General features: G+C 71.6%; 23 protein-coding genes. 16 read left to right on the plus strand and 7 right to left on the minus strand.

The window, feature by feature from the left end:
• The first annotated feature begins 67 nt into the window (after positions 1-67).
• Together ABZ321_RS47565 and ABZ321_RS47570 are read left to right on the plus strand one after the other, a co-directional pair.
• Complete coding sequence (locus ABZ321_RS47565) at positions 68-778, plus strand: response regulator (RefSeq protein ID WP_344513103.1); 711 nt, start codon at positions 68-70, stop codon at positions 776-778.
• 42 nt (positions 779-820) lie between these two features.
• The gene (locus ABZ321_RS47570; protein ID WP_354902993.1) at positions 821-1,168 is read left to right on the plus strand and encodes a VOC family protein; all 348 of its coding nucleotides are present in this window, start codon (positions 821-823) and stop codon (positions 1,166-1,168) included.
• A gap of 33 nt (positions 1,169-1,201) precedes the next feature.
• Here the strand turns inward: ABZ321_RS47570 and ABZ321_RS47575 are convergent, their stop codons facing one another.
• The 3 genes from ABZ321_RS47575 to ABZ321_RS47585 all read right to left on the minus strand — a co-directional run bounded on the left by ABZ321_RS47575 (position 1,202) and on the right by ABZ321_RS47585 (position 3,829).
• Positions 1,202-1,891, minus strand: coding sequence for a hypothetical protein (locus ABZ321_RS47575; RefSeq protein WP_354902994.1), 690 nt, complete (start codon positions 1,889-1,891; stop codon positions 1,202-1,204).
• 123 nt (positions 1,892-2,014) lie between these two features.
• On the minus strand, positions 2,015-2,797 hold the full coding sequence (locus ABZ321_RS47580) for an SDR family NAD(P)-dependent oxidoreductase (protein WP_354902995.1): 783 nt from the start codon (positions 2,795-2,797) through the stop codon (positions 2,015-2,017).
• A gap of 57 nt (positions 2,798-2,854) precedes the next feature.
• The gene (locus ABZ321_RS47585; protein ID WP_354902996.1) at positions 2,855-3,829 is read right to left on the minus strand and encodes a DUF6292 family protein; all 975 of its coding nucleotides are present in this window, start codon (positions 3,827-3,829) and stop codon (positions 2,855-2,857) included.
• A 143-nt stretch (positions 3,830-3,972) separates the two neighbouring features.
• Here ABZ321_RS47585 and ABZ321_RS47590 point away from each other — a divergent pair, with 143 nt between their 5' ends.
• From ABZ321_RS47590 to ABZ321_RS47605, 4 genes are all read left to right on the plus strand, one after another.
• Positions 3,973-4,659 carry a hypothetical protein gene (locus tag ABZ321_RS47590; RefSeq protein ID WP_354902997.1) on the plus strand — a complete coding sequence of 229 codons (687 nt, stop codon included), beginning with the start codon at positions 3,973-3,975 and terminating at the stop codon, positions 4,657-4,659.
• 147 nt (positions 4,660-4,806) lie between these two features.
• Positions 4,807-5,688 carry a hydroxymethylglutaryl-CoA lyase gene (locus tag ABZ321_RS47595; protein ID WP_354902998.1) on the plus strand — a complete coding sequence of 294 codons (882 nt, stop codon included), beginning with the start codon at positions 4,807-4,809 and terminating at the stop codon, positions 5,686-5,688.
• A gap of 96 nt (positions 5,689-5,784) precedes the next feature.
• On the plus strand, positions 5,785-6,234 hold the full coding sequence (locus ABZ321_RS47600; protein ID WP_354902999.1) for a MaoC family dehydratase N-terminal domain-containing protein: 450 nt from the start codon (positions 5,785-5,787) through the stop codon (positions 6,232-6,234).
• 41 nt (positions 6,235-6,275) lie between these two features.
• Complete coding sequence (locus ABZ321_RS47605; protein WP_354903000.1) at positions 6,276-6,644, plus strand: MaoC/PaaZ C-terminal domain-containing protein; 369 nt, start codon at positions 6,276-6,278, stop codon at positions 6,642-6,644.
• Between the two features lie 7 nt (positions 6,645-6,651).
• Here the strand turns inward: ABZ321_RS47605 and ABZ321_RS47610 are convergent, their stop codons facing one another.
• Genes ABZ321_RS47610 through ABZ321_RS47625 form a run of 4 tightly spaced genes read right to left on the minus strand, consistent with a single transcriptional unit; the run spans position 6,652 to position 11,023 of the window.
• Positions 6,652-7,839: an acetyl-CoA C-acyltransferase gene (locus ABZ321_RS47610; RefSeq protein ID WP_354903001.1), complete on the minus strand. Its 1,188-nt coding sequence runs from the start codon at positions 7,837-7,839 to the stop codon at positions 6,652-6,654.
• 13 nt (positions 7,840-7,852) lie between these two features.
• Positions 7,853-8,941 carry a CaiB/BaiF CoA-transferase family protein gene (locus tag ABZ321_RS47615; protein WP_354903002.1) on the minus strand — a complete coding sequence of 363 codons (1,089 nt, stop codon included), beginning with the start codon at positions 8,939-8,941 and terminating at the stop codon, positions 7,853-7,855.
• Positions 8,934-9,815, minus strand: a complete 882-nt coding sequence (locus ABZ321_RS47620) for an SDR family NAD(P)-dependent oxidoreductase (protein WP_354903003.1) — start codon at positions 9,813-9,815, stop codon at positions 8,934-8,936. The genes ABZ321_RS47615 and ABZ321_RS47620 overlap by 8 nt, the downstream gene beginning before the upstream one ends.
• Positions 9,812-11,023: a CoA transferase gene (locus ABZ321_RS47625; protein ID WP_354903004.1), complete on the minus strand. Its 1,212-nt coding sequence runs from the start codon at positions 11,021-11,023 to the stop codon at positions 9,812-9,814. Before ABZ321_RS47625 ends, ABZ321_RS47620 begins: the two co-directional genes overlap by 4 nt.
• A gap of 112 nt (positions 11,024-11,135) precedes the next feature.
• On the opposite strand from ABZ321_RS47625, the gene ABZ321_RS47630 reads away from it, so the two are divergent.
• From ABZ321_RS47630 to ABZ321_RS47675, 10 genes are all read left to right on the plus strand, one after another.
• The gene (locus tag ABZ321_RS47630; protein WP_354903005.1) at positions 11,136-12,686 is read left to right on the plus strand and encodes an AMP-binding protein; all 1,551 of its coding nucleotides are present in this window, start codon (positions 11,136-11,138) and stop codon (positions 12,684-12,686) included.
• The gene (locus ABZ321_RS47635) at positions 12,683-13,843 is read left to right on the plus strand and encodes an acyl-CoA dehydrogenase family protein (RefSeq protein WP_354903006.1); all 1,161 of its coding nucleotides are present in this window, start codon (positions 12,683-12,685) and stop codon (positions 13,841-13,843) included. The genes ABZ321_RS47630 and ABZ321_RS47635 overlap by 4 nt, the downstream gene beginning before the upstream one ends.
• A gap of 83 nt (positions 13,844-13,926) precedes the next feature.
• Positions 13,927-15,114, plus strand: a complete 1,188-nt coding sequence (locus ABZ321_RS47640) for an acyl-CoA dehydrogenase family protein (RefSeq protein ID WP_344513073.1) — start codon at positions 13,927-13,929, stop codon at positions 15,112-15,114.
• A gap of 36 nt (positions 15,115-15,150) precedes the next feature.
• Positions 15,151-15,555, plus strand: coding sequence for a nuclear transport factor 2 family protein (locus ABZ321_RS47645; protein ID WP_354903007.1), 405 nt, complete (start codon positions 15,151-15,153; stop codon positions 15,553-15,555).
• 7 nt (positions 15,556-15,562) lie between these two features.
• The gene (locus ABZ321_RS47650) at positions 15,563-16,516 is read left to right on the plus strand and encodes an acyl-CoA dehydrogenase family protein (RefSeq protein WP_344513069.1); all 954 of its coding nucleotides are present in this window, start codon (positions 15,563-15,565) and stop codon (positions 16,514-16,516) included.
• Between the two features lie 17 nt (positions 16,517-16,533).
• Positions 16,534-17,091, plus strand: a complete 558-nt coding sequence (locus ABZ321_RS47655) for a VOC family protein (RefSeq protein WP_344513068.1) — start codon at positions 16,534-16,536, stop codon at positions 17,089-17,091.
• Between the two features lie 83 nt (positions 17,092-17,174).
• A complete protein-coding gene (locus tag ABZ321_RS47660) occupies positions 17,175-18,389 on the plus strand; it encodes an ABC transporter substrate-binding protein (protein ID WP_354903009.1) in 1,215 nt (404 codons plus the stop codon).
• 15 nt (positions 18,390-18,404) lie between these two features.
• On the plus strand, positions 18,405-21,917 hold the full coding sequence (locus tag ABZ321_RS47665) for an ATP-binding cassette domain-containing protein (protein ID WP_354903010.1): 3,513 nt from the start codon (positions 18,405-18,407) through the stop codon (positions 21,915-21,917).
• Entirely contained in the window at positions 21,910-23,442 is a 1,533-nt protein-coding gene (locus tag ABZ321_RS47670) for an AMP-binding protein (protein ID WP_354903012.1), read from the plus strand. Before ABZ321_RS47665 ends, ABZ321_RS47670 begins: the two co-directional genes overlap by 8 nt.
• Positions 23,439-24,341: a phosphotransferase family protein gene (locus tag ABZ321_RS47675; RefSeq protein WP_354903013.1), complete on the plus strand. Its 903-nt coding sequence runs from the start codon at positions 23,439-23,441 to the stop codon at positions 24,339-24,341. The genes ABZ321_RS47670 and ABZ321_RS47675 overlap by 4 nt, the downstream gene beginning before the upstream one ends.
• Positions 24,342-24,355 lie beyond the last annotated feature (14 nt).

The following is a 24,355-nucleotide window of genomic DNA, read 5'->3' on the forward strand; positions in this document are numbered from 1 at the left end:
CGTGGCTGGTTCAGCCGGAGATGTGGTCCCGTCGCACACCCGCTGACCGAACAGCGGAGGTCGACTGATGATCCGAGTCCTGGTGGTGGAGGACGACTTCCGGGTCGCTAAGGTCCACGTGAGCTACACCGACCGGGTGCCCGGATTCCGGGTCGTCGGAACGGCCCTGACGGCGGCCGACGCCCGCCGGATGCTCGCCCATGAGCAACCTGACCTGATGCTGCTCGACACCTACCTGCCCGACGACTCGGGCCTCACGGTGCTGGCCGAGACCGACGTCGACACCATCATGCTGACGGCGATGTCCGATGCGGCCGCCGTCCGCAAAGCGTTCGCACACGGCGCACTGAACTACCTCCTCAAGCCGTTCACGGCCGAACAGCTGGTCGACCGCCTCACCGCGTACAGCCGCTACCGAACAGCGCTCGCCATGTCGTCCGGCGGCACGTTCAACCAGGAAGACATTGACCGCTGCCGACGCCACCTGCACTCCGGCGACCGCACGGTCACGCCGAAGGGACACTCAAGCGTCACCGCCCGGCTCGTCGCGGAACGCCTCCAGGTGCTGCCCCACACGGCACGAACCGCCGCGGAGATCGCAGCCGAACTCGGCATCGCGCGAGCCACCACGCAACGCTACCTAGCCGCTCTCGAGCAGGACGGTCTGGCATTGATGAGCCTGCGCTACGGCGCGACCGGTCGCCCCGAACACCTGTACCGCTGGAAGGGCCCAACCGGCGGCGACTCCGGACCCGGGCCAAGCCTTCCTGGGCGCTGACATGCCGGTGCCTGCTCATTCGTCACGCCATAGACTCGGGGCATGGCTGTCAAGCGGATCAAGCCCAACATCCGATCCGATCGCTTCGATGAGAGTCGGGCCTTCTACACGACGGTGGTCGGGCTGCAGGAGCAGGCCGGTCTGGACTGGATCCTGTTCTTCGGGACGGACCGTCGTGAGGTGCAACTCAGCGTCATGAGCTTGGACGTCAAGGCCGGCGTGCACCCCGACATCTCCATCGAGGTCGACGACGTCGACGCCGTGTTCAGCCGCGCTGTCGAGGCCGGAGCCGAGATCGTCTACCCCCTCACGGACGAGGAGTGGGGTCTGCGCCGCTTCTTCGTCCGAGACCCGAGCGGCACGGTCATCAACGTGACACAGCACGAATGACCTCATCGCAATGAAGCCTCGCGGATGTTGAGCTCAGGCTCCTGCGGCATCATGACCACATGAGCGGGCAAGATCCTGGCTGTAGTGGGTAGAACTGGACGAGGGCCGGCTCAGGGCGGCGCGCGCCGCTTTGATGACGCTGACTCGATCCGGGTCGATGTCGGCGCCGCTGGCAGCCTGGCAGATCAGGGCGCTGATCGCGTGCTGGACCAGCAGGTAGGCCCAGACCTCTTGATGAACCAGGTCCGGGCTGCGTGAGCGCAGCACCCTGCCGGGACCGCGCGGAAACATCTTGAGCTGGCCGTTGGGTGCCTCGGCTTCCCAGCGTTGCTGGTAGCTGCCGGCCAGCTCGGCCGCGGTGACATCGGCCGGGTCGTGAATATTGGTGATCAGAACGATCAATTCGCTGCTGTCGCGATTCGGGATGTCGTACTCGATGATGCGGACCACATGCGCGGCAGCGGGATCCGGCTTGGCGCCGCTTTTTGCCTCCGCGAGCAGCCGCGCACGGTGCTGACCCCGGATCTGCGGGTCGATCAGCACGGACAGATAGGTGCCATCGGACAGAACTTCCAGCACCGGCAGACGCAGCTGGGTCGGCGCCCGCCAACACAACGCCGCGCCAGTAAGCGCTGCCGCGCTGAACGCCTCGAAACTGTAGAAGCACCGGTCGGCCATCAGCAACCAGTCCGACGACAGTGTGGGCAGCAGCGTGGCGGCCATCGCCTTCTCACTGTGCGTATCACCCAGCCACAGTAGAACCCCGCAGTCAGCCGCCAGCACCACCGCGCCGCCGAACCGTCAAGATCAACGTAAGCGCGTCTAGGCCTTGAGGTTTCGCGGTTGCTAAAGGCGTTGGTGGAGGGTGTCGGGTGGGCTCAGGTCGATCGGGTTGGGGCCGGTCAGTACGCCGCCCTCAACGGGGAGGGTGTGGCCGGTGATCCAGGCGGCGTCGTCGGAGCCGAGGAATGCGACCGCCGCGGCGACGTCCTCCGGTTCGCCGACGCGGCCGAGCGGGTACATCGCTCTGAGTTGGTCCAGCGCGCCCGGCTGGTCGTCCCAGTTCGGTGTCCGGATGGTGCCGGGGGCGACGACGTTGAAGCGCACGCCGAGCGGGCCGTACCGGGCGGCGTAGTTCTGCGACATCGCGATCTGGCCGGCCTTGGCTGCGGCGTACTCCACGTTGCCGAAGGCCGCGATGGCGTTGACCGAGCTGATCGTGACGACGTTGCCGCGGGTCTTCACCAGGTGTGGGATGGCCGCCTGGATGCAGCGGGCGGCGCCGACGAGGGTGAAGTCGAGCTGGCGGTGCCAGTCCTCGGCCGAGGTGTCCTCGGGCATCGTGGTGACGATGCAGCCGCCCGCGTTGTTCACCACCAGGTCGAGCCGGCCGAACCGCTCGACCGTCGCGGCGACCGCGGCGTCGACGTCGGGGCGTGAGGTGACGTCGACCTTGACGCCGAGCGCGTGCTCCGCGCCGATCTCCTCGGCCAGTGCTGCGACCGCGTCCTCCTGCAGGTCGGTGATGACCACCGCACCGCCCTCGGCGGCGATCCGCCGGACGACGGCCCGCCCGATGCCCTGTGCCGCCGCCGTGACGAGCGCGACCTTGCCCTCGAACCGCCGCATCAGCACTCCTCCAGAATCGTTACTGCCATTCTTTCCGCGATCCAGCCGTGAGCCGAGCTACCACCCCTCCAGGGTGGCGCGGGCGTCGCCGTACTGCTGGCGGAACTCGGCCTGCTTCCCCGCGAGCCAGTCCCAGTCGAAGTTCTCCTCCCACTCGCCGACGGTGATGGTCACCTCGTACCAGTCCAGCTCGCCGGGGCGCTCCCGGACCTCGACGATCTGGGTGAGGCCGCCGTGGAGCTCGGCGCCGGGGGCGAGGTCGCGCCAGAACCGTGACGGCACGTAGACGTCGTCGCCGGCCCGTGGCGGGGGTGGCAGGGTGCGGTCGAAGCCGCGCTGCAGGATCTGGTCGAGGCTGCCGGGCCGTACCAGCGACGTGCGGGTCGGCACCGCCGGGTCGGCGAGTGTGGGGGAGTCGTGCGCCCGGAGCGCCGTCATGAGCTCGCCGGAGTCCAGGTGCCACCCCTGTCGCGCCGGCAGTGACAGGTCGCCGGCGAGCGCCCGGGCGATCCAGCCGGCGACCGCGGCCGGTTCGGGGAGGAGGCCCTGCTGCCAGTACACGGACCGGCCGCGCCGCCCGTCGGAGTAGGAGACGGTGCGGCGGTCGAGGCGGAACGACCAGCCGCCGGTGCCGTCCCAGACGACGTCGAACCGGCGGCTGTCGGGGAACGCGGGCACCGAGGCGGCCAGGTCGACGGTGAGCTGACCCTGCAGGGAGTGGGCTGTCTCGACGGTACGGGCGATGACCCGCACCCCGTGCTCGGCGAGCGCACGCTCCACGGCGAGGAGGTAGCCGTAGTGCGGCTGCTCCCGAAGCGCCTCGGCGTGGTCGGTCACCACCTCGTCGCGTCCCGGCTCATCGATGCCGCGCAGCACGGCGAGCAGCTCGGCGATCGTGCCCGCCCAGCCCGCGTCGAGCGCACGCTGCGCCGCGTCGAGCCGGAACGCGCTGGCGCCGAGGTCGGGCTCGGCGAGCACCAGCATCGCCCGCGTTCGCTGGGCCGGGTCCGGCACCGCCGTCGATCCGCTCACCGAAGCACCGTACCCCGCTCCCGCCCGCGGGGGACGAACAGCGCGGCCCGCGGCGGGGCGGTGCGCAGCGGCGGTTGTCCATAGGCTGTCGGCATGAGCGGGCGCTGGGTCGACAACGACAGGAAGGCCCAGCGGTGACCGGCGTGCCGGATGAACGGGCCGCCCCGCCGCTCGTGGCCGCGGTGTTCGACGCGGTCGACGACGACGGCGTGCCGTACTTCTCGGCCGACCGCCGTCGCGTGCTGGACCCGGCCGAGCGGGAGGCGTTGGCCGGCTACCTGGAGTCGGCGCCGGTGGTCCTGCGGGTTTCGGGCCTCGAGGCCGATCCGCTGGACCCGGGCGCGGGCCGCGCGGTGCCGCTGAGCTACCGGACCGACGGGGTGTGGGTGTGGCAGGACGCGTCCGCGTACTACCTGCGGTCCCGGGGCAGCGCGCCCGACGACGACATGGTCCGGCACATCGAGTTCGCGGGATTTCAGGCGCCGGATTCGGTACCGCCGGAGGTGGCCGACGCCGCCGCGAAGCTGGCGATGTCGGCGGCACCGCCGTCGTCTGCCACAGGCCGGCGGGCGGCTACGTACTTCGCCAGCGTCGACCGTCCCAGGTACCCGGCGGACGACCCGATGGGCCTGCTGCGGCAGTGGCTCGACGAGCAGGGCCACCGCCACGACCAGGTGCTGGTCCGCAGCATGCACTGGGAACGCACGTCGGCCTTCATCAGGAACGCCCGCAGCGGGGAGAAGGACTACGAGGAGATCCCGCCGCGGCTGGCGGCCCGGATCGCCGACCTGTGGTGGACGGACTGGCGCCCCGACAAGACCGGCCCCTGACAGGACCGACGCCGGACGATTCTTGTGCCGGCATGCCGTGCCGGCCTAGATTGTGTACAAACCAGCGAATGGACGGTAGGTTGGCGGCCGTTGGTGGTCAAGAGGGTGTCGTGCGGATGCCCGCCAGCACGAAACCAGGGGGAGCCCGTGACCGTCAGAATCTGCGAGGTGGGCCCACGTGACGGCCTGCAGAACGAGCCGGACCATCTGAGCCCCCGGGTGCGCGCGGAGTTCGTCGACCGGCTGTCGGCCACCGGGCTGACGAGCGTCGAGGTGGTCAGCTTCGTCAATCCCGCCCGGGTACCGCAGATGAGCGGCGCGGAGGAGGTCTGCGCTGCGGTGCGGCCGGTGGACGGCGTCGACCATGTCGCTCTGGTGCTCAACGAGCGCGGATACACACGGCTGGCGGCGACGCGGTGCGTGGAGGCCCGGATGGCCTTCTGCGTGACCGAGACGTTCAACCAGCGCAACCAGGGACGTGCCGTTGAGCGGTCGCTCGCCGAGGCCGCCGCGATCGTGGCCGCGGCGCACGCCGACGGCCGAAGGGCCAGCATCACGCTGGCCGCGTCGTTCGGCTGCCCCTTCGAAGGAGTGGTCGACCCGGGACGGGTGCTGGCCATCGCGGAGCGGGCCGCGGCGACCGGCGCGGACGAGCTCATCTTCGCCGACACGATCGGTGTCGGGGTGCCGCGGCAGGTCACCCGCCTGCTCACCGGCGCGGCCGGGCTCGGGATCCCCCTCGGGCTGCACCTGCACAACACCCGGAACACCGGGTATGCCAACGCGATCGCGGGACTGGAGGCGGGGGCGTCGGTGCTCGACAGCTCCGTCGCGGGTATCGGCGGCTGCCCGTTCGCGCCGAACGCGACCGGCAACATCGCCACCGAAGACCTCGTCTACCTGCTCGAAGGCCAGGGCGTGAGCACCGGCGTCGACCTCGACGCGCTGCTGTCCGTCTCGGCCTGGATCACCGAGGTGCTCGGCCGGCCGCTGCCCGGCCAGCTGCTGCGCGCCGGGCGGTTTCCGTAGGCACGACGAGGTGCTGCACGGCCGATGAATTGTGTACAATCGAGCACGGCTGCATGGCTCAACCGTGTGGGAAGAGGCGATGTACACATGGGTCAGATGTCGAAGTTCGAGGGCCGGTCGGGTGCCGAGTTCACGATGACGGTCGAGCGGGGCAAGATCCGCGAGTTCGCCGCGGCCGTCGGCTCGGAGCATCCGCTGTACTGCGGCGACGACCCGATCTCCCCGCCCACCTTCCTGGCGTCGAGCGCCTTCTGGACCACGGACGCCAGTTCACCGTGGGGTGACGAGCCGCCGGATCTGTCGCGGGTCCTCCACGGCGGCCAGCAGTACGTGTTCCACGGGCCGCCGCCACGGGCGGGCACCGTGCTGCACGGCCGCCAGCGCATCGATCGCGTCTATTCCAAGCAGGGCCGGCGCGGCGGCATGCTCGAGTTCGCCGACATCGTCACCGAGTTCCGCGACGCCGACGGACGGCTGGTCGCCGAGGCCCGGGCCACGCTCGTCGTGACGGAGCAGGCCCCGACGGCATCGGCGCCGGCCGAATGACGGCGTCGCGCCCGGCGGTGGGCCCTCTGGGGGCGCCGCTGGTGCAGGGCCCGCTCACCGTCACCGACTTCGTGCGCTACCAGGGCGCGTCCGGTGACATGAACCCGATCCATCACGACGCCGAGTTCGCGCGTGCCGCCGGGTTCCCGTCGGTGTTCGCCGTCGGGATGCGGCAGGCCGGTGTCCTGGCCGCGTTCGTCGCGGACCGCCTCGGCCCCGACAACGTCCGTCGGTTCGAGGTGCAGTTCCGCGCCATCGCGTGGCCGGGCGACATCATCACCTACACCGGTGAGGTCACCGCCGTCGAGGAGACCGCGACGCACACCGTCTGCACGGTCGCGGTCCAGGCGACCCGGCAGACCGGCGAGGTCCACCTCGCCGGCACCGCGGTGTTCGAAGTGCCGTTCTAGAGCCGTTCTAGAGCCGTTCCACGATGGTGGCGTTGGCCTGGCCGCCGGCCTCGCACATGGTCTGCAGTCCGTATCGGCCGCCGGTCTGTTCGAGGTGGTTCACCAGGGTCGCCATGAGCCGCACCCCGGAGCCGCCGAGGGGATGGCCGAGCGCGATCGCGCCGCCGCGCGGGTTGAGCCGCTCCGGGTCCGCCCCGAGATCGGCCGCCCAGGCGAGCGGGACCGGCGCGAACGCCTCGTTCACCTCGTAGGCGTCGACGTCATCGATGGTCAGGCCGGCCTTGGCCAGCACCTTGCGGGTCGCCGGGATCGGCGCGGTCAGCATCATGACCGGATCGTCGCCGGCCAGGGCGAAGGCGTGGAACCGCGCCCGGGGCCGCAGCCCGAGCTCGGCCGCCCGCGCCGCGCTCATGATCAGTGCTGCGGCCGCCCCGTCGGTCAGCGGCGAGGAGTTGCCGGCGGTGATGTGCCAGCCGATCTGCGGGAACCGTTCGCCGGAGGCGGCGTCGTAGAAGGCGGGCCTGAGCCCGGCCAGGCCGTCCGGCGAGGTCGCCGGGCGGATGGTCTCGTCCTGCGTCAGCGGAGCGTCGCGGCCCGGCACGTCGACCGGGACGATCTCGTTGGCGAAGGCCCCGGCGGCGGCCCTCGCGGCCAGCGCGTGCGAACGGGCGGCGTAGGTGTCCAGCTGCGCGCGGGTGAGGCCCCAGCGGGCGGTCACCAGCTCGGCCGCGATGCCCTGCGACACGAGGCCGTTCCCGGCCAGCCGCGCGGCCACCCCCGGGCCGAACGGATCGGCGCCCCCGACCATCGCGGTGCCCATCGGGACCCGGCTCATCGACTCGACCCCGCACGCCACGACGATGTCGTACGCCCCGGCCATCACGCCCTGGGCGGCGAAGTGCATCGCCTGCTGCCCCGAGCCGCAGGCCCGGTCGACGGTCGTGCCCGGGACGGTGAGCGGCCAGCCCGCCGCCAGCACGGCGTTGCGCCCGATGTTGGCCGCCTGCTCGGCGGCCTGGCCGACGCAGCCGGTGATGACGTCGTCGATCAGCGCGGGCTCGATTCCGGTGCGCGTGACGAGCGCGCGCAGCACGGTGGCGAGCAGGTCCACGGGGTGGAGTCCGGACAGCGCGCCGCCGGGCTTGCCGCGGCCCGACGCGGAGCGGACGATGTCGACGATCACCGCGTCATGCATGTGGATCCCCTTGTCAGCGAGTTGGAGTCGACGGCCACTGCGTGACCGTGGCGGCCAGTTCGGGTGGCGCACCCCAGGCCCGCACGACGTCTGCGGCCGACGCCGTCGCCGCCGCGCGGCCGAGGGGAAGCCGGGGCATCCCGTCGGCGAAGGCCGCGCGGGCCACCGCCTGGCCGTGCCGCGGTGCCTCGCTGAGGGTCAGCACCGGCGTAAGGCAGGCATCGGTGCCGGCGGCGAGGGCGGCCCACTCGTCGCGGGTCCGGGTGAGCACCGCCGCGGCGATCGCCGCGCGCAGCGCGGGCCAGCGGGCCGGATCGTCGCGATCCTCGCGCAGCTGCGGGCCGAGCCCGAGCAGGTCGGCCAGCGCCGCGAAGAACTGGGGTTCGAGGGCGCCGATCGCGACGTGGCGGCCGTCGGCACAGGCGTACACGTCGTAGTAGGGCGCGCCGGTGTCGAGCAGGTTCGTGCCGGCCTCGTCCCGCCACTGCCCGTCGCGGTGCATGCCGTACAGCATCGACGCGAGGTAGGTGGTGCCGTCGGTGATCGCCACGTCCAGCACCCGTCCGGTGCCGGTGCGCGCGCGTTCGACGAGCGCGGCCAGCACCGCCGTGACGAGGTACATGCCGCCGCCACCGAAGTCGCCGAGGAGGTTGGCCGGAGGCGTCGGCGGCTGGCCGGCCCGCGCGGCGGCGTGCAGGGCCCCGGTGACGGCGATGTAGTTGATGTCGTGCCCGGCCGTGTCGGCCAGCGGTCCGGTCTGCCCCCATCCGGTCATCCGGCCGTAGACGAGACGCGGATTGATGGCGTGGCAGTCCTCCGGGCCGAGCCCGAGCCGCTCGGCGACGCCCGGGCGGTATCCCTCCAGGAGCACATCCACGGAGGGCAGCAGTCCGCGCACGACGTCCGCGGTCCCGGCGTCCTTCAGGTTGACGCCGGCCACGGGCCGGCCCCGCTCCAGCCCGCCGCCGCCGGGCACCTGGCCGGGGCGGCGCAGCGCGAGCACGTCGGCGCCCAGGTCGGCCAGCAGCATGCCCGCGAAGGGCTCGGGTCCGATCCCGAGCAGCTCCAGGACCCGTACACCGCGCAATGGTCCGTCAGTCATGACGCTGTCCTTCCATGTCCGCGGCGGGCGGGGCGGCCGCGATGGCCGACCGCAGGGCCCGGTCGAGCTCGTCGAGGTCGTCGGGCTGGGTGAAGGTCGGCTCGAGGTGCCAGCCCGAGGCGATGCCGACCTGCGGGCCGCGGACGTCGAAGACGCGGCCGGTAATGTCGCGCGTGTCCGGCCGGCAGAGCCAGGCGACGACGCGCGCCACCCAGTTCGGGTCGAGCTCCGCGCGCCGGCGGTCGGTGATCTCGCCCTCGTAGCGGCGCAGCGGCGCCTCGGTCAGGCGGGTGAGGGCGCTCGGGGCCACGCAGTTGGCGCTCACGCCGTACGGCCGCAGCTCCTGGGCCGCCACGAGCGTGAACGCGGCGATGCCGGCCTTGGCTGCCGCGTAGTTCGACTGTCCGATGTTGCCGAACAGGCCGGAGGCGGAGGTCGTGGTGATCAGCCGGCCGTCGACGTCCGCGCCCGCCTTGGCCCTTGCCCGCCAGTGGGCGGCGGCGTGATGGGCGACGGTGAAGGTGCCCTTGAGGTGTACCGCGATGACGTCGTCCCATTCGGCCTCGGTCATCGACGCCAGGGTCCGGTCGCGCAGGATGCCGGCGTTGGCGACCACCACGTCGAGACCGCCGAACGTGTCGACGGCGAGCCCGACGAGTTCGCTGGTGGCGGCGAAGTCCGTCACGTCGTGCCGGCTCAGGACGGCGGTGCCGCCCGCGGACTCGATCTCGGCGACGACCGCTCCGGCGGGTCCGTCGTCGGCACCGAGGTCGTTCACGATGACGGCGTGCCCGGCGGCGGCCAGGGCCAACGCGTAGGCCCGGCCCAGGCCGCGCCCGGCCCCGGTGACGACGGCCGTCCGGCGCGGGCTCACTGCGCCACGATCCCGCGCTGCAGGAGGTCGTCCCACGTCTTGTCGTCCACCCCGGCCAGTTCATCGAGCACGGCGCGGGTGTGCTCGCCCAGGCGCGGCCCCACCGCGGACACCTCGCCCGGCGTGCGGCTGAACTTCGGGACGATGCCGGCCATCGGCCCCGCGGTGCCGCCGGCGGTCTCCGGCCGCAGCACCATCTGCCGGGCGGCGTAGTGCGCGTCGGTGACCATGTCGGCGGCGGTGTAGATCTTTCCCGCCGGCACGCCGTTGTCCGCGAGTATCCGCAGCAGGTCCGGTACGGGGAGCGAGGTGGTCCAGCGTTCGATCTCCTCGTCGAGCACGGCCGAGTTGCGGCCGCGGGCCTCGTGGTCGTCGAAGCGCGGGTCGGTCGCCAGCTCCGGGCGGCCCATGGCGTCGCAGAGCCGGCGGTAGACCGCGTCGGCGTTGCCCGCGATCGCGATGTCGGCCCCGTCGGCGGTGCGGTACACATTGGACGGTGCGACACCCGGCAGGACACTGCCGGTTCGCGTGCGCAGGATGCCGGCCCGCTCGTAGTCGACCATCGTGGACTCCATGAGCGCCGCGACCGCCTCGTAGATGGCGACGTCGACCTCCTGGCCGCGGCCGCTCGCCGCGCGCTCGACCAGCGCTGTGGAAGTTCCCACCACGGCGAACAGCGCGGCCAGGGAGTCGCCGAGGCTGATGCCGGTCCGGGCCGGGCGCGACCCGGCGTCACCGGTCGTGAACCGGATGCCACCCATGGCCTCGCCGATGCTGCCGAAGCCCGCCTCGCGCGACCGCGGGCCGGTCTGCCCCAGTCCGGAGACGTGCACGACGATGATGCCGGGATTGATGTCGGCGAGGGTCTGGTAGCCCAGGCCCCAGGCGTCGAGGGTGCCTGGCCGGAAGTTCTCCAGGACGACGTCGCAGCGCGCGGCGAGGGCTCGCAGCACGGCCTGGCCGTCCGGGTCGCGCAGATCCAGCGCGACCGACTTCTTGTTCCGGGCGATGGCCGGCCACCAGAGGCTCTGGCCGTCCTGCACGACACCCCATCGGCGCATCGGGTCACCCCCGGTGGGCGGCTCGATCTTGATCACCTCGGCGCCGTAGTCGGCCAGCAGCTGACCCGCGAACGGTCCCGCGATGAAGCTGCCGAGCTCGAGGACCCGGACGCCCGACAACGGACCTGAAGAACCGTGCTTCGTCACGATTGCTCCCCTGAATGTGCACAATCTGATGGCAGGAGCACGTAGAACTGGCGTTTCGGCGGTGCTCGTCTGCACTATTGCACACAATCGACGACTGCGGCACACTCCGATGATGTACGCCGCACACATCGCGCAGGACCGTCCGGACCGGGTGGCGATCATCATGGCGGAGGCCGGCACGCGGATCACCTACGGTGAGTACGAGGCGGAGGCGAACCGGTTGGCGCATCTCTTCCGGCGCAGCGGCCTGCGCTTCGGCGACCACGTGGCGATGCTCATGGAGAACAACCCGCGCCTGCTGGAGAGCGAGGCGGCCGCCGAACGCAGCGGCCTGTATTACACCTGCATCAACCACTATCTGTCCCCGGACGAGGCCGCGTACATCATCAACGACAGCTCCGCTCGGATCGTGGTCACGTCGGCCGCCAAGCTCGACCTCGCCCGGCAGCTGCCGGGGCGGTGTCCCCGCGTCGAACGGTGGCTGATGGCCGACTGCGCCGACCCGCCGGCGCCGTTCGAGTCCTACGACGGGGCCGTCGCCGGCCTGCCGCCGGATCCGATTCCCGACGAACAGCTGGGCATGGCCATGCTCTACTCGTCCGGCACCACTGGGCGCCCGAAGGGCATCTACCACGCGCTCGCGGTCGCGCACCCGTCCGAGGAGCCTCTCGGGTCACGCATCCAGAGCCAGCGGTGGGGGCTCGACGGGTCCAGCGTCTACCTGTCGCCGGCTCCGCTGTATCACTCGGCCCCGCAGGGCAGCGTGTCCATGACGCTGCGGGCGGGTGGGACCGCGGTCGTCATGGAGTCGTTCGACGCGGAGCGGTACCTGGACCTCGTCGCCGCCCACCGCGTCACGCACTCGCAGCTGGTCCCGACGATGTTCTCCCGCCTGCTGAAGCTGCCGGAGGAGCGCCGCCGCCGCGCCGACGTCTCGTCGCTGCGCACGGTCATCCTCGCGTCGGCCCCGTGCCCACCCCAGGTGAAGCGCCAGATGATCGACTGGTGGGGCCCGATCATCCTGGAGTTCTACGCCGCCAGCGAGGGGATCGGCTACACGTTCTGCACCTCGAGGGAGTGGCTCGACCACCCGGGCACCGTCGGCCGGGCCGCGAGTGGCGAACTGCTCATCCGGGCCGAGGACGGGAGCCTGTGCCCGCCCGGCGTGACCGGCACGGTGTGGTTCCGGGGGCCGGCCGGCTTCCAGTACTTCAACGACCCCGGCAAGACGGCGGCGACGCGCGACGTCGAGCTCGGCGCCAGCTCGGTCGGCGACATCGGCTACCTGGACGACGAGGCGTACCTGTACCTCACCGACCGGGAGAGCTTCATGATCATCTCGGGTGGGGTCAACATCTACCCGCAGGAGACGGAGAACCTCCTGATCACCCACGAGAAGGTGTACGACGCCGCGGTGATCGGCGTCCCCGACGACGATCTGGGGGAGGTGGTCAAGGCGGTCGTGCAGCTCGCCCCCGGTGTGGATGCCGGGCCGGCGACCGCCGCGGAGCTGATCGCCTTCTGCCGGGCGTCGATCGCCCACTACAAGTGCCCCCGCTCCGTGGACTTCGTGACCGAGCTGCCCCGGCTGCCCACCGGCAAGCTCTACAAGCGCAAGCTGAAGGACCGGTACTGGGCCGGACGGGAGTCACTGATCCGGTGAACGAGGACGAACTCCGGCGGCGCGTCGCCGGCTTCATTCGCGACACCGACGGCGCCGACCGGGCCGCGGCGCTGGGGGCCCAGTTCGACGCCGGACTGGCCTGGGTCCACCACCCCGCCGGGGGCGGTGGGCTCGGCCTCGGCCCGGACCGTCAGGCCGAGGTGGACGCGCTGCTCGCGGCGGCCGGACGGCTGGAGTCCTGGGAGCGCAACCCCATGGGCATCGGCATGGTCGCGCCGGCGCTGATGGCCCACGGCACGCCGGCCCAGCGGGCGCTGCTCCGGCCGATCTTCACGGCCGAGCACATCTGGTGCCAGCTGTTCTCCGAGCCCGGCGCCGGGTCGGACATCGCCGGGCTGGCCACGCGGGCCGTACGCGACGACCGGCACGGCGCCGGGTGGGTCGTCGACGGGCAGAAGACGTGGACCTCGCTGGCGCACACCGCCCGCTTCGGGCTGGCCCTGACCCGCACCGACCCCGGCGCCCCGAAGCACGCCGGGCTGACCGCGTTCCTGATCGACATGCGGGCCGCGGGCGTGCAGGTGCGGCCGTTGCGCGACCTGACCGGGGGTGCGCACTTCAACGAGGTCTTCCTGGACGGGGTGCGGCTGGGCGACGACGCACGGCTCGGCGACGTCGGGGGCGGATGGGCGGTCGCCACCACCATGCTCGCGAGCGAGCGGGCCGCGATCGGCGGGTCGGTCGGGGAGCGCGGGTCGGGGGCCATCGCCCTGGCGGTCGACACCTGGCGCCGGACCGGGTCCGACCCGGACCGGCGGGTCGAGCTGACCCGGCTGTGGGTCGAGGCCGAGGTGCTGCGCCTGTCCGCGCTGCGGGATCAGCGGACGCGGGCCGAAGGCGGGCCCGGGCCGGGCGCGTCCGGTCTCAAGCTGCGCCGGGCCCTGCTGGAGCAGCGCATCGCCCGCTTCACGATGGAACTGCTCGGCCCGGCCGGGCTCGTCTATGACGCCGACGCCGTGCGGGCCGGCGGGCCGGCCCCGGACGACCCGGTGTGGACCTGGCTGCAGTCGCAGGCCTACACGATCGCCGGCGGAACGTCGGACGTCATGCGCACGATCATCGGGGAGCGCCTGCTGCGGCTTCCCAAGGAGCCCGGCCTGCCCCGAGACACGCCCTGGGCGCAGATCCCGCGCTGACCGTTACGGCCATTGACCAGCGCGGCAGCGTCGATGTAAAACTAAAACTGATGTTAGAATTAGCTAATTCGGAGGTGGCGTCCGTGCCGAGCCGAGACTTCGCCCAGCAGCGCCACGACGTGCGGCGGTTCGTCGACGAGGAGCTGATCCCGCGGGAACCGGTCCTGGATCGCAACGACGCGAGCAGTGCCGAGGCGATGGCCGAGCTGAAGAGCCTGGCCAAGCAGCGGGGCGTCTGGGCGCTCGGGCACCCGGCTGCGATCGGCGGCGGCGGCCTGCCGTTCATGGACTACGTCATGGTCAACGAGATCGTCGGGCGTTCGTACTGGGGAACAGAAGCCCTCGGCACACTGTCCTTTCAGGACTGTCTGATGCTGCTGGAGTTCGGCACCGAGGCCCAGCGGAAGCAGTGGATCCCGTTGCTGTTCGAGGGCGTGACCGGACCGACGATCGGCATGACCGAGCCCGAGGTCGCCGGCTCCGACCCGACGCTGATCCAGACCACTGCGGTGCTCGACGGCGACGAGTGGGTGATCAACGGGCACAAGTGGTTCACCTCCGGCGCCAACCGCGCCATGTACACCACCCTCTTCGCCAAGACGGACCCGGACGCGCCCAAGCACCAGCAGTTCTCGATGATCCTCGTGCCCACCGACACGCCCGGCTACAACATCGAGCGGGTCGTGCGGACCATGGGCCACTACGGCGGCAACCACTGCGAGGTCCGCTACGACAACGTGCGGGTGCCGGCCGAGAACCTGCTGGGGCCCCGGGGCGGCGGCTTCGCCGTGGCCCAGGCGCGGCTCGGGCCGGGCCGGATCACCCACAGCATGCGCTGGCTCGGGCAGGCCCAGCGCGCCTTCGAGTTGATGTGTGACCGCGTCAAGACCCGCTTCGCGCACGGCTCGCTGCTGTCGGAGAAGGGCGAGGTCCAGCGCTACATCGCCGAGTCGGCCGCGCACATCCAGGCGGCCCGGCTGATGACCTTGGACGCGGCGCGGAAGATCGACGCCGGTCAGGACGCCCGGATCGAGATCTCCCTGATCAAGTTCTTCGGCGCGCAGATGCTGCACGACGTCGTCGACCGCGCGCTGCAGGTGCACGGCGCGCTGGGCGTCACCGAGGACACGCCGCTCGAGCGCATGTACCGCGACGCCCGCTACGCGCGCATCTACGACGGCCCGGACGAGGTGCACCGGATGGTGGTCGCCAAGCGACTGCTGCGCGGCGACTACCGGGACCAGGCGCCGTGGTCGGAGATCGTGCGCTGACCACGCACTGCGACAACTGACGGAAAAGGAGTTTCGATGACGACGAGCGACTACCGAACCAGCCCGGCGGATGTCTCGCTCGCGCTGGCCGAGCGGCTGGCCTCGGCGATCGACGCCAACGACCTCGACGCCCTGCGCGACGAGATCTACACGCCCGACGTGGTGGTCTGGCACAACGACGATCAGCACGAGCAGCGCGTCGACGAGAACCTCAAGGTGCTGAACTGGCTGCACCGCAAGGTCGGCGACAAGCGCTACGAGGACGTGGTGCGCCACGCGACGCCGACCGGCTACGTGGAGCAGCACGTGCTGCGGGGGACCGCGCCCAACGGCACCGAGCTCGAGATCCCCGCGTGCCTGGTGGTGACGGTGACCGGCGGGCGGATCTCGCGCATCGACGAGTACCTCGACAGCCAGGCCGCCGCCGCGCTGCGGTCATGAGCCGGCCATGAGTCAGCTCAGCGCCGCCGAGCGCGACCAGTGGCGCTCCTCGGTGGCCGCCGTGGTCGCCCGCTGTACACCCGGCGGGAACTGGGATGCGCTGTTCGATCTCGGTGTCGCCGAGCTCGGGCTCGAGGACCTGGCGGTGGCGATCGAGGAGTGCGGCGCCGTGCCGGCCGCCACGCCGTTGCTGGGCCACATGTTCGGCCTGCGGGCGCTGCGTGCCGCGCCCGCGTCCCCGGAACGGGACCGGCTCCTGGCGGGCGCGGTCAGCGGCCGGCATCGGGTCGCGCTCGTGCCGGCCGACGGCGGGCGTACCTACGTGCTCGAGGGGGGAGCGGCCGACACCTTCGTGATCGCGACGGGTCCGGATCTGTTCGTGGTGCCGGCCGATGCCCGCGGTGTCGTCCGGCGCCCGCTGCCCACGCTCGACCCGTCGCGCGTCCTGTGGCATGTCGAGTTCCACGGGGCGGTGACGACGCCGCTCGGCCGCGACGGCGAGTGGAAGGCCGAGCGGCTGCGGTCGGAGCTCGCCGCGCTGGTCGCGGCGGACTCGATCGGCGGGGCCCGGGCCGTGCTGCGGGGCGCCGTCGACCACGCCCGGCAGCGTATGCAGTTCGGCCGCCCCATCGGCTCGTTCCAGGCGGTCAAGCACCGCCTGGCCGACGTGTCGAGTCAGCTCGACGGGGCGGTGGCGGCGGTCGACCACGCGGTGCGCCGGTTGGATGCCGACGCCCCGGACTCGGCGCTGGCCGCCGCGGTCGCGAAGCTCGCCGCCGCCGACGCCTATCTGGCGGCGGCCGAGGGCGCGATCCAGACGTACGGCGGCATCGGCTTCACGTGGGAGCACCCCGCGCACATCTTTCTCAAGCGGGCCCACACCAACGGTCAGCTCGCCGGCGGTGCGGCACTGCACCTGGAACTGGTGGCCGACCGGGCCGGGATCGGCTCAATCAACTGAACCCTGGAGGGCGCATCATGGCCGAGCGAGAATTCGAGATCGGCGGCATCAACCACCTCGCGCTGGTGTGCAGCGACATGCGCCGCACGGTGGACTTCTACACCAACGTGCTCGGCCTGCCGTTGATCAAGACGGTCGAGCTGCCGAACGGGATGGGGCAGCACTTCTTCTTCGACTGCGGCGGCGGCAACGCCCTGGCCTTCTTCTGGTTCCCGGGTGCGCCGGACAAGGTGCCCGGTGTGACCCATCCCGGTGCGCTGCCCGGGGTCGGTGACATCGCCAGCGCCGTCGCGTCGATGAACCACGTCGCCCTGCAGATTCCGGTCGACAAGTTCGACGAGTACCGCGAGCGGCTCCAGGCCAAGGGCGTGGAGGTCGGGCACGTCGTGTTCCATGACGACAGCCCGTCCACGATCGCGCGGCGCATGCACGACGGCGTCTACGTCGGCTCGCTGTACTTCTTCGACCCCGACGGCATCCTGCTGGAGTTCGCGGCCTGGACGCGGAAGCTGACCCCCGACGACGTCCGCCACGAGCCGGCCGCGCCTGTGGTGAAGACGGCCGCGAAAGCCTGAGCGGTCTCCTGTTCCCTTTATCTGAAACTGATGTCAGTATCAGCTCACACCCCCCAATCCCCTTTGCCTTGATGGAGGCATCCATGAGGACGCTGCGGACCCGCCTCGCTGCGGCGATGCTTGTTCTGCCACTCGCGTTATCCGCCTGCAGCAACGACAAGACCAAGTCACCCGCCGCCGCCCCGGGCGGCGGCTCATCGGCCGGCAACCCGGTGAAGGTCATGCTGATCTACGACGAGACCGGTTCGGGTGCCGCCCCCGAGCTCGTCGACGGCGCGAATGCCGGTCTGGCGCAGGTGAACGCGAACGGTGGCATCAAAGGACGGCCGATCGAGATGACCGTCTGCAAGACCGGCAACGACCCGAACATCGCGGACAACTGCGCCCGCCAGGCCCAGAGCCTCGGGGTGTCGGCCGTGGTCGGCGAGCTCACCCTGCAGAAGGGCCACGAGAAGATCCTGCGGGAGGCGAAGATCCCGATCATCGGTGCCGTCACCTCCGGCACGGACCTGACGGAGATCGCGCAGTTCCCCCTCGACGGCAGCACGCCGATCCAGACCGCGTCGCTGGCCAACGCGCTGGCCGCGCAGGGCTTCAAGAAGATCAGCATGGCCCGCATCCAGATCGACGGCGGCGGGGCGTTCAGCGGCTTCGCCAACCAGGGCCTCACGTCCGCCGGTCAGAAGATCCTCAACGACGTGCCCGTGCCGACCGGCGCCGCGGACATGGCGCCCTACGTCCAGGCCGTCCTCGCGGGCGGCACCGACGCCATCCTGACCGTGCTGCCGGGCACCGACTCGACCGCCTTCATCAAGCAGCTCAAGAAGGACGCGCCGAACATCGCGATCGGCATCATCGGCACGCAGAAGGAGAAGGTCGCCGACGCGCTCGGGACAGCCTCGGACGGCCTCTACGAGGCACTGGGCTACCTGCCGCCGTCGTACGAGAACACGGCCACCAAGAACTACGTCGCGGCCATGTCGAAGCAGGGGATCAGCGAGACGCGGGGCTTCCGGCTCAACGCCTACGCCGCCGTCCTCGCCTTCGCCGAGGCGGCCAAGAAGGTGCCCGACCCGACCAACACCGCCCTGTGGGACGCGCTGCCGACCATGAGCGGCATCGACATCGGCCTCACCCCGCCGATCCAGTGGCAGAAGGGCAACGTGGGCGGATACCCGCGGATCTTCACCTCCTGCGCCTTCATCGTGAAGTACAGCGGCGGCAAGGAACTGCCGGTGTACGACACCTTCCGCGACGCCTACACCGGCCAGAACTGCACCACTCCGCCGAAGAGCTGAGGACCGGGCCCACACATGCTGACTGACGTGATCAGGTTCGCCGTACTCGGGCTCGGGGCCGGCGCGATCTATGGCCTGTCCGCCCTCGGAATCGTGCTGATCTACCGCGGCTCCGGGATTCTGAACTTCAGCCAGGGCGCGGTCGGCATGGTGGGCGCCTACGTCTTCTACCTGCAACGCGAGGCCGGCATGGCCACGCCGGTGGCGGCGCTGCTCGCCATCGGCGTGGGCCTGGCCATCGGCGCGCTGATCCATCAGCTCGTCATGCGACCACTGCGGGACGCGCCGCCGGTGTCGCGGCTCATCGCGACACTGGGCGTCTTCGCGTTCCTCTTCGGCCTGGGTCAGTACCTGTTCGGCGTGGGGAAGGCCCGGATCGTCTCCTCGATCCTGCCGGACGGGTCGACGACCGTGCTGCCGGGCATCCGGATCGGGACCGACCGGCTCGCCATCCTCGGCGTCGGGCTGGTGCTGGCCGTCGTGCTCACGGTCGTGTACCGCTCCACCCGCTTCGGCCTCGCCACCTCGGCCGTGGCCGAGAACGGGCGGGCGAGCTCGGCGCTGGGCATCTCCCCGGACACCATCGCGACTGTGAACTGGATGGTGGGCTGCGCGCTCAGCGTGGTGTCGGCCGTGCTCATCGTCAGCATCGGCACGCTGCAGGTGGAGAACCTGGCGATGCTCATCGTGCCGGCCCTCGCCGCCGCCCTGCTCGGCGGCTTCAAGTCCTTCCCGCTGACGATGGCCGGTGGGCTGCTGATCGGCATGCTCGAGTCCGAGGTGGCCTGGATCGGCACGCGCCAGCACGCCGACGGTTGGGGCCAGACGGTGCCGTTCATCGTCATCATCCTCGTCCTCGTCATCTCCGGGCGTTCCCTGCCGCTGCGGGGTGAGGCGATCCAGCGCCCGCCCCAGCTCGGCACCGGCATCGTGCGCCCCCCGGTGCTGCTCGGCACCGGGCTCGTCGCCCTCGGGCTGCTGTACTTCGTGTTCCCGCCGGCCCTGCTCAGCGCCACCGAGATCACCCTGGCGCTCGGCCTCGTCGTGCTGTCCCTCGTGGTCGTCACCGGCTACACGGGACAGTTGTCGCTGGCGCAGATGGCGCTCGCCGGTATGGGCGCCTGGATCGCCGCCCGCCTGGTCGCCGATCACGGCGTGCCGTTCTGGGCCGCGCTGCTGATCGGCGTCGTGGGCGCGGTCCCGGTCGGCATCATCGTCGGCCTGCCCGCGCTGCGGACCCGGGGCATGAACCTGGCCGTGGTGACGCTGTGCCTGGCCGTGGTGCTGGAGCACCAGATCTTCTCCTCGACCGAGCGCACCGGTGGGTTCACGGGCATCAACGTGGGCTCGCCGAAGATCTTCGGCATCGACATGGACACGTACTTCTGGCCCAGCCGCTACGCGATCTTCTGCCTGGTGCTGTTCATCCTGGCCGCCCTGATGGTCGCGAACCTCCGGCGCGGCCGGGCCGGCCGCCGCCTGGTGGCCGTCCGGTCCAACGAGCGCGCCGCGGCCAGCATCGGCATCAGCGTGGCCCGCGCCAAGATCTTCGCCTTCGGCATCTCGGCCGCCCTGGCCGCTGCCGGCGGCGTCCTGCTGTCGTTCCGGCAGCCGAACGTGACCTTCGTGCCGACGTACACCGCCTTCCAGTCCATCTTCGCGGTCGTGTTCTCGATCATCGGCGGCATCGGCTACCTCGTCGGTGCCGTCATCGGCGCCATGTACGCCCCGGCCGGACTGCTCTCCGGGGTGATCTCGCAGCTCTTCCCCGGCACCGCCTTCGCGCAGTTCATCTCGCGCAACGAGGTCGGGCAGATGATCCTCGGCCTGACCCTGCTCATCGTGCTGCCGCAGCTGCCCAACGGCCTGGCCACGCAGCGGCTGCCCGCCGGGCTGATCCCCAAGTGGATCACGGCGCGCAGCGGCCGCCGGACGCGCCGGCGCGACGTCGCGGAGCTGGAGGGGGAGACGGCGTTCAGCGTCGTCGAGCGGCCGGTGGAGGTGAGCGGGCTGACGGTGCGCTTCGGCGGCGTGACCGCGCTCGACGACGTGGCACTCAACCTCGTGCCGGGGCAGGTCCACGGGCTCATCGGGCCGAACGGGGCGGGCAAGACGACCCTGATCGACGCGTTGACCGGGTTCGTCGACGGCCCGGGCGCCACGATGACCCTCGACGGCCAGGACATCGGCCGCTGGCCGGCCCAGCGCCGGGCCGCGGCCGGCATCAGCCGCTCCTTCCAGAGCCTCGAACTGTTCGAGACGATGACGGTCCGGGAGAACCTGCTCGCCGCGGGCGACCGCCAGGACTGGCCCGCGTTCCTGTCCAACCTCGTCCTCCCGGGCCGGGACCGGTACTCGCCGGCCGCGCTCGCCGCCATCCGCGAGTTCCACCTGGAGGACGACCTCGAACGCAAACCCGACGAGCTGCCGTACGGCCGCCGCCGGCTGCTGGCCATCGCCCGCTCCGTCGCCACCGGCGCCTCGGTCCTGCTGCTCGACGAGCCGGCCGCCGGCCTGGACGACACCGAGACCGCCGAGCTCGGCCACCTCATCCGCAGGCTCGCCACCGAGCTGCGGATGGCGGTGCTGCTCGTGGAGCACAACGTCTCCGTCGTGCTGGACGTGAGCGACCAGGTCTCGGTCCTCAACTTCGGCAAGGTGATCGCGACCGGGACGCCGGCGGAGATCCGATCCGACCCGGCCGTCATCACCGCGTACCTCGGCACCCAGGACACCGCTGACGGCACTGCCGACGAGGCTGCCGCACAGACCGGTCCGGTCGAGGTGATCGAGCGCGAACCGGCGCCCGCGACCAGGGCGGCGGCCGCGGACGGCGAGCCGCTCATCGAGGCCCGCGGGCTCAGCGCCGGATACGGGGACCTGGCCGCGCTGCGCGACCTCGACCTGGTGGTGCGGCCCGGCGAGATCGTGGCGCTGCTCGGACCCAACGGCGCGGGCAAGACCACGACGCTGCTGACCCTGGCCGGCGAGCTGAAGCCGCTGGCCGGCACCGTGCGGTGGCGCGGCAGGCCGGCCTCGGCCCGGCTGCACCGGCGAGCCCGCGAGGGCATGGCCTTCGTGCCCGAGGAACGCTCGGTGTTCATGCAGCTGAGCGCGGCCGAGAACCTGCGCCTCGGCCGCGGGCCACGCTCCCTCGCGCTCGACGCGTTCCCCGAACTGACCCCGCTGCTCGACCGCCGGGCCGGCCTGCTGTCCGGTGGCGAGCAGCAGATCCTGACCCTGGCCCGGGCGCTCGCCGGACGGCCCGCCCTGCTGCTCGCCGACGAGCTCTCGCTCGGCCTGGCGCCGCTGGTCGTCGACCGGCTGCTGCGGGCCATCCGGCAGGCCGCCGACGAAGGGCTGGGCGTCCTGCTCGTCGAACAGCAGGCGGCGCGGGCACTGGAGGTGGCCGACCGGGCGTACGTGCTGCGGCGCGGCCGGGTGATCACCGAAGGGGCCTCGGCCGAGCTGTCCAGGGACTGGTCGAAGCTGGAACGCAGCTACCTGAGCGAGGTCGCGAGTGGGTGAGACCGCGCCTCAGGAGCTGGACCCGGCCCGCGTGCTGCCCGGCCTGCTCCGCCGGCGGGCGACCGAGCTGGCGGACCAGGACTTCCTGATCGACGTCGAACGGGGCCGGGTCACCTACGGCGCGTTCCAGCGGCGGGTCGAGCAGTTCGCCGGGCTCCTGCTGCAGCAGGGTGTGCAGCCGTCGGACCGGGTCGCGGTCCTGCTGCCCACGTGCGTCGACGAACAGGCGTTGTGGATCGCGTGCGGGTGGCTGCGCGCCGTGCAGGTGCCGATCAACCCGGCCTACCGCGGCGACATGCTCCGGCACGTGCTGCACGACTCCGGGCCCCGCCTGATCGTCACGGTCGGGGCCCGCGCCGACGAGCTCCGGCAGGCCGCGGACGCCGACGCCGCGGTCTTCGTCCTGGAGATCGGGCAGCCGCTGGTGTACGGCCCGCCGGTGCTGGCCGGGCTCGGCGATCCGAAGCCGTGGGACACCGCCGCCATCATCTACACCTCCGGCACCACCGGGCCGTCCAAGGGCGTGCTTACGCCGTGGGGCCAGCTCATCACCGGCATCGACACCTTCGACGACGTCGGCCCCGGCGACGTGCTCTACGCACCGTTCGCCGCGTTCCACCTGGGTGGCAAGGTGCCGCTGCAGATCGTCGCGCACTGGGGCGGGACATTCGTCTTCCGCGACGGCTTCAAGACCGACCGCTTCTGGCCGGACGTCCGCGCGCACGCCTGCAACCGGGCCTGGGCCTTCTACGCGATGGCGAACTTCCTCTGGCAGCAGCCGCCCCGCCCGGACGACCGCGACAACCCGGTCGAGAGCATCACCGGCGGCCCGCTGCTGCCCGACTACGCCGCGTTCGAGCAGCGGTTCGGGCTGCGGATGCGGACCAACTACGGGATGACCGAGGCCGGCTGGCCGATCGCGACCGGCGATCACGTCGTCGACCACCGCAGCTGCGGCCGCGCCCGGGACGGATACGAGCTGCGCATCGTCGACGACTTCGACGCCGAGGTCCCGGCCGGCCACATCGGTGAGCTGATCGTGCGCTCCGACCGGCCGTGGACGATGAACCAGGGCTACCTGGGCCGGCCCGCGGACACCGCGCGGGCGTGGCGCAACGGCTGGTACCACACCGGGGACGCCTTCCGCCGGGACGAGACAGGCAACTACTACCTCGTCGACCGGGTGAAGGACGCGGTGCGGCGGCGGTCGGAGAACATCTCGTCGTTCGAGGTCGAGTCGATGGTCACCGCCCACCCCGACGTCCTGGAGTGCGCCGCCATCGGCGTGCCGTCCGACGACGGGGAGCAGGAGATCAAGATCTGTGTCGTACCGATGCCGGACGCGCACCTCGATGCCCCGGCGCTGTCGGAGTTCCTCGCGGCCACGATGCCCCGGTTCATGGTCCCCCGCTACATCGAGTTCCTCGACGAGCTGCCGAAGACCCCGACCAGCAAGGTGCGCAAGGTGGAGCTCAAACGCGACCCGTTCACCGCGGGCACGTGGGACCGGATGGCCGCTCGATGAACGAGACAGCCCTCACCGCTGCCCTCGGCGAGCCGGTGACCGGATTGGAGCGGCTGACCGGCGGATCGTCCCGCGAGGTCTGGGCCTTGGAGGCCGCGGGCCGCAAACTCATCCTCCTGGCCGATCCGCCCGGTGAGCGCCGCGGCGGTGGCGCCACCTTCGAGGCGAGCGTCATCCGGGCCGCCCGCTCGGCCGGCGTCGCGGCGCCCGAAGTGATCGCGGTCGTGCCCGGCGGACTCGTCCTGCAACGGCTCGACGGCGAGACGGTGCCGCGGCGGATCCTCGACGTGCTGACGACCGGCTCCGCCGGACCACGGCTGGCCCGTCAGTGCGGCGACGCCCTCGGCCGGCTGCACACCGTCGATCCGGGCGCCGTCGCGGCCCTGCCGGACGAGGACCGGCTCGTCGAATACCGGGCGACCCTCGACCGGCTTGACCCCGACCGGCCGGTGCTCGAGCTGGCCTACGGGTGGCTGCTGGAGCGCCGGCCGCCGTGCCGCCGGACGACCCTGACCCACGGTGACTTCCGGCTCGGGAACTTCGTGGTCGACGGCGACGGTCTCGTCGGGGTCCTCGACTGGGAGTCGGCCCACCGCGGCGATCCCCTCGAGGATCTGGGCTGGATCGCGGTGCGCAGCTGGCGGTTCCGCGGGCCGGGCGTGGTCGGCGGCTTCGGCGACGTCCAGGACTTCCTCGACGGATACCGGGCGTCGGCGGGCGTGGACGTGTCCGACGCCGACTTCGCGTGGGCGGTCGTGCTGGGCACGTGGATCTGGGCGGTCGGCTGCCTGCAGCAGGCCGACCGGCACCTGTCCGGGACGACCCGCTCGATCGACCTGGCGCTGGTCGGCCGGCGGGTGGTCGAGGTGGAGCACGACCTGCTCGGGCTGCTCCGGTGACAACGGGAGTACAC

It is taken from the genome of Dactylosporangium sp. NPDC006015 (assembly GCF_040614215.1).
Classification (GTDB): domain Bacteria; phylum Actinomycetota; class Actinomycetes; order Mycobacteriales; family Micromonosporaceae; genus Dactylosporangium; species Dactylosporangium maewongense.